This window comes from Serratia sp. PAMC26656 (assembly GCF_016469055.2).
GTDB classification, from domain to species: domain Bacteria; phylum Pseudomonadota; class Gammaproteobacteria; order Enterobacterales; family Enterobacteriaceae; genus Serratia; species Serratia plymuthica.
In genome coordinates, this window is record NZ_CP150486.1 from 496,992 (window position 1) to 515,618 (window position 18,627).

22 protein-coding genes are annotated in these 18,627 nt (G+C 59.0%); 10 read left to right on the forward strand and 12 right to left on the reverse strand.

Going from position 1 to position 18,627, the window contains the following annotated elements; translation table 11 throughout:
- Window positions 1–3: 3 nt before the first annotated feature.
- Window positions 4–870 carry a helix-turn-helix transcriptional regulator gene (locus JEM67_RS02930; RefSeq protein ID WP_199635627.1) on the reverse strand — a complete coding sequence of 289 codons (867 nt, stop codon included), beginning with the start codon at window positions 868–870 and terminating at the stop codon, window positions 4–6.
- Between the two features lie 121 nt (window positions 871–991).
- Here JEM67_RS02930 and JEM67_RS02935 point away from each other — a divergent pair, with 121 nt between their 5' ends.
- Window positions 992–2,434 (forward strand): MFS transporter, encoded by a 1,443-nt coding sequence (locus JEM67_RS02935; protein WP_199635628.1) that lies wholly within the window; start codon window positions 992–994, stop codon window positions 2,432–2,434.
- Window positions 2,435–2,478: 44 nt separating this feature from the next.
- On the opposite strand, the gene JEM67_RS02940 is transcribed toward JEM67_RS02935, so the two are convergent.
- The gene (locus tag JEM67_RS02940) at window positions 2,479–3,492 is read right to left on the reverse strand and encodes a luciferase-like monooxygenase (RefSeq protein WP_199635629.1); all 1,014 of its coding nucleotides are present in this window, start codon (window positions 3,490–3,492) and stop codon (window positions 2,479–2,481) included.
- Between the two features lie 224 nt (window positions 3,493–3,716).
- Between JEM67_RS02940 and JEM67_RS02945 the strand changes: the two genes are divergently transcribed.
- From JEM67_RS02945 to JEM67_RS02955, 3 genes are read left to right on the forward strand one after another with little or no spacing between them, the layout of a single operon-like run.
- A complete protein-coding gene (locus JEM67_RS02945; RefSeq protein WP_199635630.1) occupies window positions 3,717–4,688 on the forward strand; it encodes an HlyD family secretion protein in 972 nt (323 codons plus the stop codon).
- On the forward strand, window positions 4,670–5,824 hold the full coding sequence (locus JEM67_RS02950) for an ABC transporter permease (protein WP_013811285.1): 1,155 nt from the start codon (window positions 4,670–4,672) through the stop codon (window positions 5,822–5,824). The genes JEM67_RS02945 and JEM67_RS02950 overlap by 19 nt, the downstream gene beginning before the upstream one ends.
- Complete coding sequence (locus JEM67_RS02955) at window positions 5,821–6,960, forward strand: ABC transporter permease (RefSeq protein ID WP_199635631.1); 1,140 nt, start codon at window positions 5,821–5,823, stop codon at window positions 6,958–6,960. The genes JEM67_RS02950 and JEM67_RS02955 overlap by 4 nt, the downstream gene beginning before the upstream one ends.
- 15 nt (window positions 6,961–6,975) lie before the next feature.
- On the opposite strand, the gene JEM67_RS02960 is transcribed toward JEM67_RS02955, so the two are convergent.
- Together JEM67_RS02960 and JEM67_RS02965 are read right to left on the reverse strand one after the other, a co-directional pair.
- Window positions 6,976–7,611: a CerR family C-terminal domain-containing protein gene (locus tag JEM67_RS02960; protein WP_199635632.1), complete on the reverse strand. Its 636-nt coding sequence runs from the start codon at window positions 7,609–7,611 to the stop codon at window positions 6,976–6,978.
- Window positions 7,612–7,641: 30 nt separating this feature from the next.
- A complete protein-coding gene (locus JEM67_RS02965) occupies window positions 7,642–8,898 on the reverse strand; it encodes a M24 family metallopeptidase (RefSeq protein WP_199635633.1) in 1,257 nt (418 codons plus the stop codon).
- Window positions 8,899–9,311: 413 nt separating this feature from the next.
- On the opposite strand from JEM67_RS02965, the gene JEM67_RS02970 reads away from it, so the two are divergent.
- Both JEM67_RS02970 and JEM67_RS02975 read left to right on the forward strand, forming a co-directional pair.
- Complete coding sequence (locus tag JEM67_RS02970) at window positions 9,312–9,632, forward strand: hypothetical protein (protein ID WP_199635634.1); 321 nt, start codon at window positions 9,312–9,314, stop codon at window positions 9,630–9,632.
- Window positions 9,633–9,671: 39 nt separating this feature from the next.
- Window positions 9,672–9,896 carry a hypothetical protein gene (locus tag JEM67_RS02975; protein WP_199635635.1) on the forward strand — a complete coding sequence of 75 codons (225 nt, stop codon included), beginning with the start codon at window positions 9,672–9,674 and terminating at the stop codon, window positions 9,894–9,896.
- A gap of 57 nt (window positions 9,897–9,953) precedes the next feature.
- On the opposite strand, the gene JEM67_RS02980 is transcribed toward JEM67_RS02975, so the two are convergent.
- Window positions 9,954–10,832: a U32 family peptidase gene (locus JEM67_RS02980; protein ID WP_013811290.1), complete on the reverse strand. Its 879-nt coding sequence runs from the start codon at window positions 10,830–10,832 to the stop codon at window positions 9,954–9,956.
- Window positions 10,833–10,843: 11 nt separating this feature from the next.
- Complete coding sequence (ubiU, locus tag JEM67_RS02985) at window positions 10,844–11,839, reverse strand: ubiquinone anaerobic biosynthesis protein UbiU (protein WP_013811291.1); 996 nt, start codon at window positions 11,837–11,839, stop codon at window positions 10,844–10,846.
- A 227-nt stretch (window positions 11,840–12,066) separates the two neighbouring features.
- Between ubiU and ubiT the strand changes: the two genes are divergently transcribed.
- Together ubiT and JEM67_RS02995 are read left to right on the forward strand one after the other, a co-directional pair.
- A complete protein-coding gene (gene ubiT, locus JEM67_RS02990) occupies window positions 12,067–12,588 on the forward strand; it encodes a ubiquinone anaerobic biosynthesis accessory factor UbiT (RefSeq protein ID WP_004952907.1) in 522 nt (173 codons plus the stop codon).
- Window positions 12,582–13,085 (forward strand): GNAT family N-acetyltransferase, encoded by a 504-nt coding sequence (locus tag JEM67_RS02995; protein ID WP_199635636.1) that lies wholly within the window; start codon window positions 12,582–12,584, stop codon window positions 13,083–13,085. The genes ubiT and JEM67_RS02995 overlap by 7 nt, the downstream gene beginning before the upstream one ends.
- Here JEM67_RS02995 and JEM67_RS03000 read toward each other — a convergent pair.
- Window positions 13,072–13,374 (reverse strand): GIY-YIG nuclease family protein, encoded by a 303-nt coding sequence (locus JEM67_RS03000; protein ID WP_199635653.1) that lies wholly within the window; start codon window positions 13,372–13,374, stop codon window positions 13,072–13,074. The two genes, JEM67_RS02995 and JEM67_RS03000, sit on opposite strands and share 14 nt — an antisense overlap.
- Before the next feature lie 231 nt (window positions 13,375–13,605).
- Between JEM67_RS03000 and JEM67_RS03005 the strand changes: the two genes are divergently transcribed.
- Together JEM67_RS03005 and JEM67_RS03010 are read left to right on the forward strand one after the other, a co-directional pair.
- Window positions 13,606–14,034, forward strand: coding sequence for a YhbP family protein (locus JEM67_RS03005; RefSeq protein ID WP_199635637.1), 429 nt, complete (start codon window positions 13,606–13,608; stop codon window positions 14,032–14,034).
- Window positions 14,035–14,082: 48 nt separating this feature from the next.
- Window positions 14,083–14,721: an NAD(P)H-binding protein gene (locus JEM67_RS03010; protein WP_199635638.1), complete on the forward strand. Its 639-nt coding sequence runs from the start codon at window positions 14,083–14,085 to the stop codon at window positions 14,719–14,721.
- On the opposite strand, the gene phnP is transcribed toward JEM67_RS03010, so the two are convergent.
- The 5 genes from phnP to phnL form a co-directional block, all read right to left on the reverse strand.
- Entirely contained in the window at window positions 14,672–15,454 is a 783-nt protein-coding gene (phnP, locus tag JEM67_RS03015; RefSeq protein ID WP_199635639.1) for a phosphonate metabolism protein PhnP, read from the reverse strand. The genes JEM67_RS03010 and phnP overlap by 50 nt on opposite strands.
- 150 nt (window positions 15,455–15,604) lie before the next feature.
- Window positions 15,605–16,207 carry a DapH/DapD/GlmU-related protein gene (locus JEM67_RS03020; protein WP_199635640.1) on the reverse strand — a complete coding sequence of 201 codons (603 nt, stop codon included), beginning with the start codon at window positions 16,205–16,207 and terminating at the stop codon, window positions 15,605–15,607.
- Window positions 16,204–16,773, reverse strand: a complete 570-nt coding sequence (phnN, locus tag JEM67_RS03025) for a ribose 1,5-bisphosphokinase (protein WP_063202365.1) — start codon at window positions 16,771–16,773, stop codon at window positions 16,204–16,206. The genes JEM67_RS03020 and phnN overlap by 4 nt, the downstream gene beginning before the upstream one ends.
- On the reverse strand, window positions 16,773–17,909 hold the full coding sequence (gene phnM, locus JEM67_RS03030) for an alpha-D-ribose 1-methylphosphonate 5-triphosphate diphosphatase (RefSeq protein WP_199635641.1): 1,137 nt from the start codon (window positions 17,907–17,909) through the stop codon (window positions 16,773–16,775). The genes phnN and phnM overlap by 1 nt, the downstream gene beginning before the upstream one ends.
- Window positions 17,909–18,613, reverse strand: coding sequence for a phosphonate C-P lyase system protein PhnL (gene phnL, locus JEM67_RS03035; protein ID WP_199635642.1), 705 nt, complete (start codon window positions 18,611–18,613; stop codon window positions 17,909–17,911). Before phnL ends, phnM begins: the two co-directional genes overlap by 1 nt.
- Between the last annotated feature and the right edge of the window lie 14 nt (window positions 18,614–18,627).

An 18,627-nucleotide genomic window follows, 5' to 3' on the forward strand; every position in this document is an offset into this window, starting at 1 on the left:
GGGTTACTCTGCGCCGCCGGTCAACTGATGCAGGCGGCGTTCACTCTGCTCATCTGCCGGTACGTACACCAGCATCCGGTCGCCGTTGCGCGGCGCCGACCACCAGTTATTCTGCCGCAGGCTCATCACCCCCACTAAAGGATGGCGAAAGCGTTTGACGTTGTTGTCGATGCTGCGCACTTCATGCCGTTCCCAGAGGGTGCGGAAATCCTCAGAGACCGCCAGATAGCGCGCCAGTTGCGCCTCCCAGATCGGTTCGCCCAAATGCTCCGCCATCTGCGCGCGAAACAGCGCCACCATTTTCGGCATCACTTCATCCCAGTCCAATTGGCTGGCACGCCAGTGTTCGTGAGTGAACGCCAAATAGATACAGTTGCGATCTTCCGGTGGCAGTTCGGCAAGTTCGACGCCCATCAGCAGACAATAGGCCCGGTTGAAACCCAGGATATCGAAGCGTGCGTTGGAAATGATTGCCGGCAGCGGGTCGAGTTGATCAAGGATTTTTTGCCCGTATGCCGACAATGGCTCGCAGCCGTCGCTTTGCGTAGACGCCGGCAAGCTTTGTCCCGCCAGCCTGAACAGGTGGTGAGTTTCCGCTTCGTTGCATTGCAGTGCATTGGCGATCGCGGTCAGCGTTTTTGGCGAGGCTTGAATAGGCCGCCCCTGTTCCAACCAGGTGTACCAGGTGATGCCAACGTCAGCCAACTGCGCGACTTCTTCGCGGCGCAGGCCGGGCGTGCGGCGTTGACGCATACGCGCAAGCCCCAGCCGGTTGGGATCGAGGCTCTCGCGGCGTGTGCGTAGAAAAGCGCCCAACAGCTTGCGGTTATCGGCGTGAACGCCAGAGGCAGTGCGGGTAGTTACGGGCATGAATAATTTACTCCTGCAACAAGACCGGTAGTTTTTATACCATGATAATCAAGCACTGGTACCCGTTTGCTTTAAGGGTGATGCTAATCACATTCCTGGGGTAACACAATGGATGAGAACCATGAGTGCATCATCAACGGCGGCCAAGCTGGGCCGCGCGGGGTTAATTATTTTATTGGCGGGGCAGTTGCTGCCGATGATCGATTTTTCCATCGTGAATGTCGGGCTGGATGCGATAGCACAGTCGCTGGGAGCCAGCCCGGCGCAGTTGGAACTGATTGTGGCGGTCTACGGCGTGGCGTTCGCCGTCTGTCTGGCGATGGGCGGCCGCTTGGGGGATAACCTGGGGCGGCGTACCCTGTTCCTGTGGGGCGTGCGGATATTTGCCGTGGCCTCATTGCTGTGCGGGTTGGCGAACTCCGTCTGGCTGTTGCTGGTGGCTCGCGTGTTGCAGGGGGTTGGCGCGGCGTTTATCGTGCCGCAAATCCTGGCCACCATTCATGTGTGCCTGCGGGGCCGCGAACATACCAAGGCGCTGGGAATGTACGGGGCTATCGGTGGGCTGGCGTTTATCGTCGGCCAAGTGCTGGGTGGCCTGCTGATCACCCTGGATATTGCCGGCAGCGGCTGGCGCAGCGTATTCCTGATTAATATTCCGGTGTGCCTGTTGGTGCTGGCCTGCGCCCATCGCTGGGTGCCGAATACCCGTGGGGAGAAGCGGGTGAATGTCGATCTCCCCGGCACGCTGTTGCTTGGATTGACCATCGCCTGCCTGCTGTTTCCGTTGGCATTGGGGCCGGTATGGCACTGGCCGTGGCCTTGCCTGGTGCTGCTGGCGGCCAGCATCCCGCTGTTGTGGTTACTGTGGCGGGTCGAACGGCGGCAGGAGCAACGGCGTAATTTCCCGCTGTTGCCGCCAGCGCTGCTGCGCTTGCCGAGCGTGCGCTTCGGACTGGTGATCGCCATCCTGTTCTTCTCCTGCTGGAGCGGTTTTATGTTTGTGATGGCGCTGACGCTGCAGTCCGGAGCAGGGCTGAGCTCATTCCAGTCAGGCAATGCGTTTATCGCGCTCGGGGCGGCCTATTTTCTTTCATCGCTGCTGAGCAGCACGGTGGTGGAGCACTTCGGCAAGGTGCGGACGCTGATGTTTGGCTGCCTGATCCAGATGGTGGGTCTGTTGGCGCTGATGCTGACGTTGAAACTGGTCTGGCCGCATCCGGGGCTGTGGAATTTGATCCCGGCGACGGTATTGATTGGCTTCGGGCAGGCGTTTATCGTCAGCAGTTTCTTCCGCATCGGCCTGTCTGACGTACCGACAGAGCACGCCGGCTCCGGCAGTGCCATGCTGGCTACGGTGCAACAGACGGCGTTGGGGCTGGGGCCGATCCTGCTGGGCACGCTGCTGGTGCAGATGCTGCATTTGGCGCCCGGTAATTACCTGAATGCGGTGCTGGTGGCGATTGCGGCCGAATTTTGCCTGATGCTGGTGTTGCTGAGCCGCACGCTGCTGTTTCTGCGTGCCGAACGCCGCCAGCAGGTGCAGGAAGCGATAAAACAGGCCTGACGGCCCGGTTAAACGTGGGGGAAGCCATTTCCCCCACCTTTCATTTAGCCTTTCACCACATCGCCTTTCACTCCGGCGACAATCTCAAACGAATGCAGCCGCGCCTGATGGTCAAAGATCTGGCCGTTGACCATGATTTCATCCGCGCCGGTTTCACGCTGCAGCGCCTGCAGCCCGTGGCGAACGGTGCTTTCATTACCGACTATCGACATGCGCAGCGCCTGATCGACACCGTATTGCTCTCCGGCGGTCCACAGCGCGTGGATATTGTCCACCGGCGGCGGCAGCGGGCCCGGCGAACCGCGGCGCAGGTTAATGAATTGCTGTTGCATTGAGGTGAACAGCCGGCGGGCCTCTTCGTCGCTGTCGGCGGCCACCACGTTGACGCATACCATGGCATGCGGCTGTGCGCATTGCTCGGAAGGTTTGAAGTTATCGCGATACAGCTTCAGCGCCTGGAACAACATTTCCGGCGCAAAGTGGGAAGCGAAGGCGAACGGCAGGCCAAGCTGTGCCGCCAGCTGTGCGCTGTACAGGCTCGAGCCCAGCAGCCAGATCGGCACATGCAAGCCCTGGCCCGGCACTGCCTGCACCGGTTGGCCCGGTTGCGCATCGCAGAAATAATGCTGCAGTTCCTGCACGTCACGCGGGAAGTTATCCACTTCACCGGACAGGTGGCGCCGCAGCGCCATCATGGTGCGCTGATCGGTGCCGGGCGCGCGGCCAAGCCCCAGATCGATACGCCCCGGATACAACGATTCCAGCGTGCCAAACTGCTCGGCGATCACCAGCGGCGCATGGTTAGGCAGCATCACACCGCCGGAACCGAGGCGGATGCTCTGGGTGCCGGCGGCCAGAAAGCCCAACAACACCGAGGTGGCCGCACTGCCGATCCCGGTCATATTGTGATGTTCCGCCAACCAATAACGCTGATAGCCCCACTTTTCGGCATGCTGTGCTAAATCTAAAGAGGCGTGAAACGCATCGCGCGGTTTGGCCCCTTGCGGAATGGGGGATAAATCCAGTACCGAAAGCGGTACTACGGTTTTTTCAGTCATGACATCGTCCATCAGAGGAGTGATCGCTTAAAGGGCGATTGCAGGAGTCTGCAAACTACAAAGTCGAATGTGCTTTAGCGTTAAAAGCATAATCCAATTTAGGGTTATAAAAGAGGATATATGTGCTTGTGATATCCTCATGAGAAAAATGGTCTTTTTAGAGCGTATTAAAATATGGATGTGATGATCCCCACCTGCCGCTTACCGTTCCGGGAGCCTGAATAATGAAAAAAAAGACGCTGTTTACCCTGTTGTTGATGGTGGTGGCGATCGCTCTGGCGATATTGTTCCGTGCGCATAATCAGGATCTGCTGTTGCAGGGCGAGGTGGATGCGCCGGAGGTGATTGTGGCCTCCAAAGCCAAGGGGCGGGTGATCGAGCGCCTGGTGGAGCGTGGCGATGACGTAAAGGGCGGGCAGGCGATGATTCAGCTCGACAGCCCGGAACTGATGGCGCAGTTACGTTCCGCACAGGCGACGCGCGATGAGGCCAAGGCGCAGCTTGATCAGTCGCTGCATGGCACGCGTGAAGAGAGTATCCGCAATCTGCGCGCCAGCCTGGCGCAGGCCGAGGCGGAATACCGCAATGCGCAGAATGATTACAATCGCAACCTGAGCGTAGCCGGCAAAGGCTATATCTCGAAGTCCGAGTTGGATAGCTCGCGCCGTTCGCGCGATACCGCTTTCCAACAGGTGCAGGCCGCCAAGGCCAATCTGGACGAAGGCGTCAACGGCGACCGTGTCGAACTGCGGCAGCAATACGCCGCGGCGCTGCGGGCGGCGGAAGAGAACCTGCTGGAAGTGAAAGCCCAGACCGACGATCTGCGGGTTTTAGCGCCGGTGGACGGCGAAGTGGGGCCTATCCCGGCGGAAGTGGGGGAACTGCTGAATGCCGGTAGCCCGCTGGTGACGCTGATCCGCGTCCCGGATGCCTACTTCGTGTTTAACCTGCGCGAGGACATCCTGGCCCATGTGCGCAAAGGCGATAAGATCCCAATGCGGGTGCCGGCGCTGCAGAACAAAATGATTGAGGCAGAGGTGCGTTACATCGCGCCGCTGGGAGATTACGCCACCAAACGCGCCACCCGCGCCACCGGTGACTTTGATCTGAAAACCTTTGAAGTGCGCCTGTATCCATCACAGCCGGTGGACGGCTTGCGTCCGGGGATGAGCAGCCTATGGCTATGGAAAGAGTAAGGGCCGGTTGGCGCTGCTTCAGCCACGCGTTTGACAACGAGTGCCGCATCGCCTTTCGCAGCCCGGTGGTGCACTGGTTGAGCTGGATCTTCCCGTTGATGCTGTTTGGCCTGATCAGCAGCAACTTTTCGGAAGGCACCTTGCTCGATTTGCCGGTCTCGGTGGTGGACAGCGATCACAGCTCGTTGTCCAAATCGCTGATCCGCAGGCTGGATGCCGGCTCTCATGCCCACGTCGAAGCCTACGATGGCGGGCTGGATGAATCGCTGCACCGCCTGCGCAGTGCGCAGGATTATGCGCTGCTTTACATACCGCCGGATTTCGAAGCCAACGCGTTGGCGGGCAAGCAGCCGAGCGTGGTGATGTATTACAACGCGCTGTTTTACGGCGCCGGGCTGTATTCCACTCAGGATTTCAGCGGCCTGATGACTGAAATCAACGCCAGCACCCGCAGCATCATCGCCGGCGAGATGGGCAAAACGTTGCCGCCGCTGGCGGACGTCACGCTGTCGTACGGCAGTCTGTTCAACGCCAGCGGCAGCTATATTTACTATCAGCAGTTTGCGGCCACCATTCACCTGCTGCAGCTGTTTGTGGTGACCTGCATGATCTACGTGCTGGCGCGCAGCAAGTCGCTGTTGAAGGCCAGGCCGTTCAGCCTGGCATTGCTTGGCAAACTGGCACCTTACACCCTGTGTTTCACCAGCCTGCTGATGGTGGAGATCGCGGCGCTGGTGGGCATTTTTGACGCCCGCGTCAGCGGCAATCCCTTGTTTATGCTGATGATCGCCTTTTTCTACGTGATGGCGGCGCAGAGCGTCGGCCTGCTGCTGTTCACTTTTACCGGCAGCATTATCACGGCCTACAGCCTGATCGGCATCCTGGTGAGTATCGCGTTGACCTTCTCGGGCATGGCGGTGCCGGAGCTGTCGATGCCGCTGCCGGCGCGCATTATCTCCAATATCGAGCCGCTGACCCATGCGCTGTACGCCATGTTCGACGTGTTCCTGCGGCAGGTGCCGGCCAGTGCCATCTTCAGCGTCTGTGCGCTGCTGGCGGTCTACCCGCTGGTTACCGCGCTGCTGGTGCGTAACCGGCTGTTGCAGCGGTTGCTGAAAGAAGGGGGCGCGGGATGAAGATCTATTGGCAAACTTTTGTCCGCGTGCTGCTTGGCATGTTGGAACGGCCGATGTGGCTGATGCTGATCTTGTCGCTGTGCATCATGAGTATGGTGTATGCCAACCGCACGGTGTGGGATCTGCCGGTGGGCGTGGTCGATCAGGATCACAGCACCGCCAGTCGCCAGCTGATCCGCCAACTGGACGCCACCTCGAAAATCGCGATCCAGACCTACGACAGCCAGGATCAGGCCCAGCGAGACCTTGGCTGGCGCAAGCTGTTTGCGGTGATCATCATGCCGGTGGATCTGGAGAAGAAGATCCTGAGCGGGCAGAATATCGTGGTGCCGGTGTACGGCGACGCGACCAACCGCTTGGCCAACGGCCAGATCCAACAGGACGTAGTGGCGGCTTATCAACAACTGTTGAGCCAGTACAACAACGGGCTGCTGCTGCGCAGCGGTTTCAGCGAACGCCAGGCGCAGGTGATCCTGACGCCGATCGTGGGGCAGACGTTGGACGTGTTCAACCCCGGCATCAGCTTTGCGGCAATCATCTTCCCCGGCCTGCTGGTCATGCTGTTGCAGCACTCGTTGCTGATCGCCTGCATACGCGTCAGCATCGCCATGAAGAGTACGCCGGGCGGTAAAGCACCGTTGGCGGCGCATCTGGGCGGGCTGACGGCGCTGCTGCCGATCTGGCTATTCCTGTCGATCGTGCTGTTTGTACTGTGGCCGTGGGTGTTGGGTTACCGCCAGACGGCGGGCATCCCGGAAATTCTGTTGCTGACCTTCCCGTTCCTGCTGGCGGTGCTGGGGTTGGGCAAGCTGGTGACCGAGTGCCTGCGCAGCGTCGAGATGATCTACCTGACGCTGGCGTTTATCACTACGCCGATATTCTACCTCTCCGGCACCATCTGGCCGCTGCAGGCGATGCCGGGCTGGGTGCGAACCATTTCCTATTGCATCCCCTCCACCTGGGCCACCAAGGCGATTGCCGGGGTTAACCAGATGGGGCTGTCGCTTAACGAAGTATGGGGCGATGTGGTGATGCTGCTGGTGCTGGGGATTATTTACACCCTGCTGGGTGTCGGCGTGGGCTTTCTGCGCAACAGCGTGGCGCTGCGCAGCCTGTTTCGCAAGCGGAGTGCATAGCTGACGACGCCATATCTAGTGTTGTGCGGCGGCGACCGACATAACGCCTACCAGTCCGGCAATCTGTGCCACCTGCTGCGGCTGTAATGCATTTTCGCCAAGTCGACGCAGCAGGGCCTCCCGCGCCACGGAGAAGGCTAACGCCTGGCCGATGATGGCGTGAGCGCACAGAATATTTTCCCGCAGGGCTGGGTCTTCACCGCGGATCGCCGCGACTAACTCGCTAACGGTCTGATGCAGCGGTAAGAACAAGCGAGAATATAAGGCATCGAACTCAGCGCTGGGCTGGAGTTGTTCGCGCGCTAATAGCAGACTGCTGGCTGTAGAGGTTTCAGACCCCAGCAAGGCACGGACGAAATCCTGCATCAGCGCTTGCAAAGATGCTGCCGGCGATGGTGAGTCAGTCAAAAGACGAGGCAATGCCAAGTGTTCAACGATGCCGTTGGCAACGTGTTCAAGCACCGCTAAATACACCCCTTCTTTGCCGCCAAAATGGTACGGAATGGCGGACTGATTCACGCCCGCTTCGTCGGCCAGCTGTCGGGTGCGTACGCCTTCCAGCCCCTGTTTGCTGAACAGGCTCAATCCAGCCCGAATAAGCCGCTCCTGGGTTTCGCGGGCTCGTTCACTGAGCCTGTCCTGATCTTGCATGGATTCATCATCTCCTGATAATAGGTTCGCCTAGCCGTCTGCCTGCATCAACCGCGTAGAGTTTTCATTAAGCGCCACACCGCCCGAGTCCCCGACCAATACTGTTCCGCCGATGTTGGCCATGTGCCGACCGAAGGCGCAATTAGGCTCGAAGGCGAAGCACATGCCCGCCTGCAGCGGAAGATCGCGCCCTACGGTCGGCAACCGTTTGAGCTGCGCGTAGCGAGCCGCCTCGGGCAAGGATTCTATGCCAGGCGCCGTCCCGAAGCCTACTGGGCCGTAAGGGTTGATGCTATGGACCAAGGGATGTACATGCCAGCCCCCAGAGGCCAATAACGGTTGCTCCATGGCATCGACTACATCGCCGAAGGTATTGCCCGTGCGTAGTGTTTGCAACCCTGCTTCATAGCTCGCCCTGGCCACCTCGGCGGCGCGCAAGATCTCCGGGTGCACGTCGCCGATGGCGACAGCGGCCTGGTGCTGTGTTTCCATCATACCGTACAGCGCGAAGATCTCCGACAGCACGAGATCGCCTTCCTGCAACACCCGTGGCGCCTGTGCGCGGTATTGCCAGGCCGGTGGCCCCCAGCCAACGTATTCGGGTCCGGAACCCAGCAATAGCTCGGCGGTGTAACCGCCCATCGAAAAGCAGGTTGCCGTCACCGCCGCCACCAGATCCGCTTCGGAAACGCCAGGCCGTGCCGTGGCTCGGAGAGTTTCACACATCGTTTCGCCGATGTACGCGGCATAGCGTACCAAGGCGAGTTCTTCTTCACTTTTTACCGACGCACGCCGGAAGAATTCACGGTATACCGGTACCCAGGTTGCCGTAGGGAGGGCGTCTGCCAGCCCTTGAAAGGTACGAGCGGGCATGGCGCCGTCAAAGTAGAACGGCGGATAGGGCTCTAGCCCGATAATGCCGATGCGCGTTCCCTCCAACCGGCGGCTGGCCAGCCAGGCCCCGACGTCAGGGCCGTTTTTGCCGACAAACAGCTGCTCCGCGTCGATCCACTGCAAGTCACCGCGTAATGATGCCTGAAGATGATCGGCCACCATCAGTGAGGCGAAAGTGTAAACCCGCGGGGGTTCATCGCCGATAAACACCACGATAGAGCCGGGGCGGTCGTTGGTGAAATAACAATCCGGTGCGAAACCGGCAGGTGCGGCGGCCTCTCGATCGCCATACACGATCAGGGCTGCCAGGTCCTCCGTCTGAATAATGTCGCGCGCCAGCTGCCAGCGGCGGTCACGTTCGGTATGGGATAACGATTTTGGCGGTATCAACATGGTGTGACTCCTTGTTGCGTGTCAGGGAACCTTGAAATTAATTCATTCAAATGAATTAATCAATGCTTAAATTCTGAACGCAGCGATGAGGTTTCAGATTCTGCGGTTGCAGAGCATTAACGGCCTGTTGGGTTGTGCGTGGGATTTGTGAGCAGAATTTTCCACAAACGGCGTAAGAATGAATCAATAAAGGCGCCAGACCCGAGGTCTTTATTATTTTAATATTATTAGTTCGTTTTAATTAAATAATTTAAATATACAATTAACGCTTTTGATTAATATTGATTTAATTTGACTTTATTTATTGTTGCTGCTAATTATTGTTTATTGATTGTGTGGTGGTTTGCAGTTGTTTAATCTTAGATTAATGTTAATTAAACATATTAAATCATTTGTTAAAGGGAAGATGTATTATGTCAACAATAAGGGAATTGATATTAGACGAGATGAAGTTGATTGGCGGTTGCGGGGATGGAAATAACGGCGGTGATCGCGACAGAACCGACCGCGGCGCGCCTGATGCCTGTGCCAATCAGGTCGGATTTGGGGCCATTATTGGTGCTTTTACCGGTATGCCTGGTGGTCCTCCTGGAATGATTGGTATGGCGGTAGCCGGTGGTTTGGCGACTGTGAACTCCTGCGCCGACAACCGCCCAGCCAGAAACAACAATAACAATGACGCGCTTGGCGGAAATAAAAATTCGAATAGCGTTAACGGTCAGTGTCGATGGTGAGGATATAAGTACTCTGCCTTGTCAAAATAGGGGTTAGTTATGGCTAACGGACGTTTTATCAACCTGATTTGCAATATGATAGCTTTGATGTTGAATATGTTTTTGGTTTCCCATTCGACCCTTAATGTTATTTCATATGGAGAGCATTTGCCGGATGTGGCTATCGCGGCATTGACTTTCTTTGGCATCAGAAGCTGTTGCCTGATGTGCGTAAACTTTTTCCATTGGTACAACGGTGGAAATAGCGGCTCCAGGCCTCAATAATAAGTCGTGCCGGCGGCAGGACGCTGCCGGCACATTAAGAGAATAGTTTTCTCGTCGCTACTGCACCAGCTCCAACCCCGCAACCCGGCGCCAGTAGCCGTTGCAGTCGGCTTTATCGGCCAAAACCAGCGGCTGCGCACCCTGTTCGTTGGCGCGGAAGCTGTCGATCAGCGTCAACGTTTCTGCGCTCTGCGGCGAAAGGCGCACAATATCCACCAGCCCCTGCATGCTTTGCAACTCATTGCCGAGGTTATAGCAGTAGCCGCTCATCGTCTGGATGCCGTTGAGCACAAACACCTGTTGTTCCTCCTGCGAACGCATCATCCGCCCTTGCGGGTAGTGGATGCAGCAGGTTTCGCATTCGTCCTTGCCACGGTTCTCCGAGCGAGCGGTGAAGCAGCGTGCCGAATAGGCCAGCGGCAGGTGGCCGTAACTCAAGACTTCCACTTCGAACTGATGGCGGAAACCCAGCTCGTCGCATTGCGTCAGCAGATTGGCCAGCCAGTCGCGCGAAAGCTCGACCGGCATGCACCAGCGGACCATCCCCTGGCGGTGCAGCAGGCGCAGGGTGTAAGCGTTATAGCAGTTGAGCGCATGCCCGGCGACGAACGGCAGGCCGCGCTCTGCCGCCATGTTCACCGTGCCCAGATCGTTGGCTTCGATCAGAAACTCGCCGTTCTCCACATAGCGTTTGAGTTCGTTCAGTTCCGACGGCGCTTGCAGCAACGCCAGGGTGGAAATCACCACCTGCTTGCCGCTGCGGGCGATCTCCTGCGCCAGCGTCAGCCAGTCGCCCACCTTCATCTCGCGCCGCTTGGTGCAGACGCTCTCGCCGAGGTAAACAATCTCCGCGCTGCTGTTCACCGCCTGCCGGTAGAACTCCTCAATCTCGGTTTTCGGCCAGTAGTACAGCACCGAGCCTAATGCGTATTTCATTGTCTCTCCTGCTACTGCCATTTGCGGTGATAGGCGCCTAGCGTGGTTTGCGTGCCTTCGGACATTGCGCCGAGGGCCTCCATCCAGCCTGCGTCGGCCCGGTAGGTGGCCGGGTCGGCCTGGCAGCGGTCTATCGCCTGGCGCCAGATGCGTGCCACCTGGCTGACATAGGCCGGGCTGCGCTGGCGTCCTTCGATTTTCACCGAAGCGATATTGGCGGCCAGCAACTCCGGCAACAGCTCCAGCGTGTTCAGGCTGGTGGGCTCTTCCAGCGCGTGATAACGCACGTCGTCCACCCTATAACGCCCTTTGCACAGCGTCGGATAACTGGCGTTTTCGTCGTCCCGATAACGGTCGATCAGCACGTCGTTCAGGCGTGACTCCATGCCCTGTGCGGTTTGCTGCCAGCGCACGAAGCGCGCCGGGGAGCAGGCGCCGACGGTATTCGGCGATTCGCCGGTCAGGTAGGAAGAGAGATAGCAGCGCCCTTCGGCCATGATGCACAGGCTACCGAAAGCGAACACCTCCAGCGGCACCGGGCTGGTGCGTGCCAGCTGTTTGACCTGATGCATCGACAGCACGCGCGGCAGCACGACCCGGCTGACGTCGAAATGGCGCTGATAAAAGCGGATCGCCTCTTCGTTGGTGGCGGAAGCCTGCACCGAGACATGGCGTTCCAGCTGCGGATAACGTTCGGCAGCGTATTCCAGCATCGCCAAATCGGCCAGGATCAGCACGTCCGCACCCAGTTGCGCCGCCATGTCCACCGCCCGTTGCCAGCGGCCATAGCCGTCCGGGTGGGCGAAGGTGTTGATGGCGATATGCAGTTTGCGGCGGTGCCGGTGTACGTACTCGACCGCTTCCTGCAGCTTTTTCTCGGTGAAGTTGAGGCCGGCAAAGTGGCGCGCGTTGGTATCGTCTTTCAGGCCGATGTACACGGCGTCTGCGCCGTTATCCACCGCGGCTTTCAGGGCCGGAAGGTTACCGGCGGGACAAAGCAGCTCCATAGATTTATCCTGGTTAACAAGGGCTGTCGGTGACGGTATTCAACCGGCAAGCGCCCATCGGGGAAGCAATTTTAGTGAAAGCGCGGCGAACAGGTTTTGATTTGAGGCAGCTTCTGGCGTATTGATAAAGCTGGCGGCCAAATGCACTATTTGTTGATATAGACCGCTTCAGGTGCGCGCCGATGTGGCAAAATAGCGCTAGTCTGTGTTGAAAGGAGTGAACGACAGTGTTGGAACAACTACGAGCACGCATTGTGCGCCAAGGGCCGTCGCTGCTGCGCGTACCGCTAAAATTCACGCCGTTTGCTTTGCAGCGGCAGCTTCTGGAACAGGTGCTGGGCTGGCAATTCCGCCAGGCGCTGGCGGATGGCGATTTGGCTTTTCTCGAATCGCGCTGGTTGAAGATCGAAGTTCGCGATCTGGCACTACACTGGTTTATGACGGTAGAAAACGACAAACTGGTTGTCAGCCACCACGCCGAAGCTGATGTCAGCTTCAGCGGCGACGCCAACGATCTGATTCTGATCGCAGCGCGTAAGCAAGATCCCGATACGCTGTTCTTTCAGCGTCGGCTGCAGATTGAAGGGGACACCGAATTGGGCCTGTATGTAAAAAATCTGATGGATGCCATCGAGCTGGAAGCCATGCCTGCGCCATTGCGCATTGGCCTGCTGCAACTGGCTGAATTTGTGGAAGCAGGGTTGCAGGAGGGCACGGTGCAGACTTCCCGTGTGCCGGTAGCATGCTGATTCGCGTAGAAATTCCGGTAGACGCGGCGGGGATTGATGCCCTGCTGCGCCGCGCCTTTGGGCGAGATGACGAGGCCGATCTGGTGCAGCAACTGCGTGAAGACGGCCTGCTGACCCTGGGCATTGTCGCCACCGACGACGAAGGCGGCGTGGTAGGTTATGCCGCGTTCAGCCCAGTGGATGTCGCCGGAGAAGACCGGCAGTGGGTCGGCCTGGCACCGCTGGCGGTGGATGAAAGCCTGCGTCGCCAGGGGTTGGGCGAAAAGCTGATTTACGAAGGGCTGGATTCCCTGAACGAGTTCAGTTACGCGGCAGTGGTGGTGCTGGGCGATCCGGCTTACTACGGCCGTTTCGGCTTTAAACCGGCCGCCGCCTATGGCCTGCATTGCCGCTGGCCGGGCGCCGAAGCTGCGTTCCAGGTCTATCCGCTGGCGGAAGACGCCCTGAACGACGCGAGCGGGGCGGTGGAATACTCCGAGCCGTTTAACCGGTTTTGACCTCAGCGCCCGGCAGTAAATAATCCAATGAGGGCGGCGGGTGACTCACCAGCCGCTCTTTTTGTATTTTGCTCAGTTGCTTTACCCGATATTCCAGCCGCAGCGCCGTCGAGCGATCCCCCACCCGGCAGTGAAATGCCAAAGTCAGTTCCCCCTTTCCCCGTAACGCCTTGGCGCCTTTGCCCGCCTGATGCTGCGTCAGCCGCCGCGCTACGTCGGTGGTGATGCCGGTATACAGCATGCCGTTCGGCAAACGCAGCATATAGAGGTGCCAGGTTGGAATGTCCATCATTGGGTCCCAGTGGAGAGTTGAGCGTTACTATAGGCAACGTCAGGCCGCCGCTGAACCCTTTTTTTTGACACGCCTTAACTTGTTGATTTTAAACATACTGAATGGGTAGGCTTTAAAAAAGCCTTTTTGGGGGAATCGTGGAGTTACTCTTCAATAATCAGCAGATTAGCGCTAATCTTCAACGGTGCACTGCCGTACAGGCAGTTTTAATAGGTTTAAGGAACGTAAATGGATACAGATTTGGAACATATCCGCCATTTTATCGGCAAGCAGCATGTGCTGACGCTGTGTGCGGGCAACGGCATGGATATGTGGTGCGCCAACTGTTTTTACGTGTTTGACGCCGAGCAGATGGCGCTGTGGTTGATGACCGAAACCCACACCCGCCACGGCGAGCTGATGCTGCAAAATGCCCGTGTGGTGGGCACTATTGCGCCGAAGCCAAAGACTATCGCGCTGATCCGCGGCGTGCAGTACCGCGCCGAGGCGGTGATGTTGAGCGGCGACGAAGAGGCGCTGGCGCGCGCCCGTTACTGCAAGCGGTTCCCGATTGCCAAAATGATGAAAGCGCCGGTGTGGCAGCTGAATTTGCAGGAAGTGAAGATGACCGACAACACCCTTGGATTTGGTAAAAAACTGCATTGGACGCGGGCCTGAGCACAACACACTATACTTTTTCAGAGTCATCCATCGGTGGGAGAGTCTATGGCACGGGTATTAATCGTAGGGGCCACCGGGCTGGTGGGCAGCGAACTGTTGCAACAGTTGCAAGGCGATCCGCAGGTGACGGCGATTGTGGCACCGACGCGTCAACCGCTGCCCCCAAACGAAAAAACAGATAACCCGGTGGGCGAGGATCTGTTCGCGTTGCTGAGTAGCCTGCAGCAACCCGTCGATATTATTTTCTGCTGTCTGGGCACTACCCGTAAAGCGGCTGGCAGCGATGCCAATTTCCGCTATGTCGATTATCAGTTAGTCGTCGAAAGTGCGCTGACCGGGCGGCGGCTGGGGGCGCAGCATTGCCTGGTCGTCAGCGCCGTGGGGGCTAACCCGCGTTCGTCATTTCTCTATAACCGTACCAAAGGCGAAATGGAACAGGCGCTGCGTGAGCAGAACTGGCCACGCCTGACGTTGGTGCGTCCGTCGATGCTGTTGGGCAATCGTCCGTCGCCGCGCTTGATGGAGCGGCTCACCGCACCGCTGTTCAAACTGTTACCGGGCAAGTGGCGCTCGGTTGCCGCCAAAGACGTGGCGCAGACTCTGCTGGAGCAGGCGTTCAGCCCCGGCAGCGGCGTTACGGTGCTGGAGTCCGACCAACTGCATCGCTATGGCAACGTACACTGAGATTATCGAAAGCCAGTTCCATGCCCGGCGGCAGTTCGTTGTCCATCAGCCATAAATCGAGATGATGGCTGATATGCGTCAGCAGCGTGCGGCCGGGCTGCAAACGTTGTTGTGTCTGCTGAGCGCGGGTCAGATCGTTATGATTGCGCGGCGCCTGGGGTTGTGGCGGCAGGCTGCAATCGAGCACCAGCAGATCCAGCGTTATTTTGCGCAGGAAAGCCTCGGTGTCCGGCGGCAGACCGACGGTATCCGTCAAATAGGCCAGCGCGTATCCTTCCGCCTGGACCAAATAACCCAACGTCGGTTTGGAATGTTGCAACGGCAGCGGGGTGATATGCAGCCCGCCCATTTCAACTGTTTCGAAGGGGGTTAACGGCGGTTGAAACGCCAGAATACCGGGGTGTTTAAACAGATCGTCGCAGCCTTGTTCATCCGCCGGGCCGTACACCGGAATGAAATTTCCGCACCCCCAGCGCAAAGGAAATAACCCCTGAACGTGATCCATGTGGTAATGTGTCAGTAAAAAACGTTGAATTTCCCCCGCCGAAAAGCGCCGTTCCAGCGACGGCAATCCCGCATCCAGCAAGGTCGTTTCCCCCTGAAATTTGAGCATCGCACTGCATGGCCGTCGCCGGAATGCCGGTTCGCGCCGCGCCCGCTGGCACACCAGGCAATCACAACCGAAAACCGGGATCTGCTGGGCACCACCGGTGCCGAGAAACGTCAATTGCATGAGTTGCTCCTTTACCCTTCGCCTTTCACGCCACAGCGTTGTTGGCTGCATACGCGCACCTCAGTCACTTACTTGAGTAAGCTCCTGAGGATTCACGCATTTGCCGCCTAGCTGCAACGCGAAATTCATTGGGTAAGATTAATAAGGGTCTTAAAGATACTTCTCCGCAAAGGCGTTGATATCGCGGAAATCCGCCAATCGTTCCTGCAATGTCTGATGATCCCAGTGCCACCACTGGCTGCGTTCGATGCGTTCAATCAAGGCATCGTCAAAGCGCATGCCGATCTTTTTAGCCGCCACGCCGGCGACGATCGCATAAGGCTCGACGTTTTTGGTCACCACAGCCGCGCTGCCGATCACCGCACCGTTGCCGACGCTCACGCCGGGCATCAGAATGGCGTTATGGCCGATCCACACGTCGTGGCCGACGGTGACGTGGTGCTCGCGCCGCCAGTCGAAGAAAGCCTCGTCATCTTCCCCCAGACCGTACTCGGAAGCGCGATAGGTGAAGTGGTGCTGGGCGATGCGCTGGTAGGTCGGGTGGTTGCCGGGATTGATGCGCGCGTAAGAGGCGATCGACACAAACTTGCCGAGGGTGGCGTAAAAAATCTGGTTGTGCCCGGCGCTATAAGAATAGTCGCCCATTTCCACTTCTTCGAGGATCGCATCGTCGGCCACATGTACGTACTGGCCGAGCCGGGTGCGGTTAAGGATCACGTTGTCGCCGATTCTCGGCTGTGCAAAGTCGTTCATTGCGTGGCGTCCTGGGGGTGTTTGGTTGAAGCCGGTAACAGCGCCAGCAGCGCCGTCAGGGTGTCTTGCAGGTCGCCATCGTTCGCCAGCAGGCGGCAACCGGCGGGCAGTTTTTGCTGGTACTCTGCCGCCCGCGCCAGCCGTTGTTCGATTTGCGCGGCGTCTTCACGCCCACGGTTTTGCAGGCGTTGGCGCAGCACGTCGGTGCTGACCTGCAGGCAGACCGGCAACAGCTGCGCACCGTAGCGCTGCTGCGCCTGCGGCAGATGGGCGCGCGAACCGTTGACCACCACGTCGATCCCTTGCAACAGCCAAAGATCTACCTCGATCCCAAACGCGTAATGGTGCTGGTGCGCCTGCCAGTCGAGAGCGAACAGTCCCTTGGCGCGGCGGCGCAGAAACTCAGGCTCGCTGAGCGCAATATGGTTTTCGCAGCCGGCATCCGCCGGCCGGGTGATATAACGGTGCGCCACCAGCGGCGCACTGTCGGCATCGGCCCTAAGCTGCGCAAGCAGGCTGTCTTTGCCGGAACCGGACGGCCCCATCAAGTAGATAAGCTGCGCCATCAGAACACCTGCTTGCCCTGGCGCCAGACGTTCTGCACGTAAATGTGCTCGCCGTGCGGCCGCGCCAACACCAGATCCGCCCGCAGCCCCTCGGCGATAGAGCCGCGATCGTGCAGATCCAGCGCCTTCGCCGGGTTGCTGGTGATCATCTGCACCGCCTGCGGCAGGCCGTAGCCGTTACGTTCGTCGGCCGCGATGCGGAATGCCGCATCCAGCAGGCTGGCCGGGTAATAGTCGGAAGACAGAATATCCAACACGCCCAGTGCAGCCAGGTGGTGCGCCGCCACGTTGCCGGAATGGGAGCCGCCACGCACGATATTCGGTGCGCCCATCAGCACCTGCAAACCCTGCCGGTGCGAGGCGCGGGCGGCGTCCTCAGTGGTCGGGAACTCGGCAATCGCGCTGCCCAGCGCGCAGGACTCGGCCACGTGTTCGGCGGTGGCGTCATCGTGGCTGGCGAGGGAGATTTTACGCGTCCGGCAGTGGGCGGCGATCGCCTCGCGGTTCGGCGTGGCCCAGCGGGCGGAAAGCCCGATCTGCTGTTCTTCGTACTCGCTCATCTGTTGGTCATTGAGATGATATTTGCCCTGATAATACTCACGGTATTTTTCACGCGAGGCGAACTGGCGCTGGCCCGGCGAATGGTCCATCAGCGACACCAGCGATACCCCCGGTTTGTCCATCAGCTGCTCGAACAGCGACAGGGTGCTCTCGTTCGGCAGCTCGCAGCGCAGGTGCAGCCGGTGCTCGGCGCGGTTGACCCCGGCACGCTGGCTGTGGATCACCGCGTCGATCATTTTTTGCAGGTTCTCCAGCCGGTGGCCGCCGTCGCGCACGTCGCCGATCGCTACTGCGTCCAGCACCGTGGTGATGCCGTTGGCGACCATCAGCGCATCATGGCTGCTCATCGCCGAATGCGCCGGCCAGTCGACGTTGGGCCGCGGGGTGAAAAACTTGTCCAGATTGTCGGTGTGCAGCTCAATCAGCCCCGGCAGCAGCCAGCCGCCTTCACCGTTCAGCGCCTGCGGCAGTTGGCTCGGCGTGTCGGCGAAGCTGCGGATCACGCCGTCGTTGATCTCCAGCGAACCCTCGACAATCTGGTCTGCCAGCACCAGTTTCACGTTATTGATGATCATCAGAAGATCTCCAGCGCCTGGGGCGCTTGCATGTCGTATAACCGGTCGGCGACCTGTTGGCGAACGCCTTCGTCATGGAAAATGCCGACGATCGCTGCGCCGCGCTGCTTGGCCTGTTCTATCAGGCCGACCACCGCCGCGCTGTTGCGGCTGTCGAGTGAGGCGGTCGGTTCGTCCAGCAGCAAAATCGGGTAGTCGACAATAAAGCCGCGCGCGATATTCACCCGCTGCTGTTCACCGCCGGAGAAGGTCGAGGGCGCCAACTGCCACAGGCGCTGCGGCACGTTGAGCTGGTTGAGCAGCGTCTGGGCGCGCTCGCGGCATTCGGCACGGTCGACGGCCTGTTCCAACAGCGGTTGCATCACCACGTCCAGCGCGCTGATGCGCGGAATAACCCGCAGAAACTGGCTGACCCAGCCGAGGGTGTGGCGGCGGACCGCCAGGATCTGGCGCGCTTCGGCCTGCACCATGTCCAGCCATTCGCCCTGATGATTGACCCAGATATGGCCGCTGTCGGGCAGGTAGTTGGCGTACAGCGAGCGCAGCAGGGTGGATTTACCGCTGCCGGAGTGGCCATGCAGTACCACGCATTCGCCGCTGCTGACCGTCATGTTGGCGTCATGCAGCACCGGCAGGCGCGTGCCGTGCTGCTGGTGGAGCACGAAGGTTTTGCTGAGGTGTTCAACCCGGATTTGAATCGTCATTATTAATTATCCCC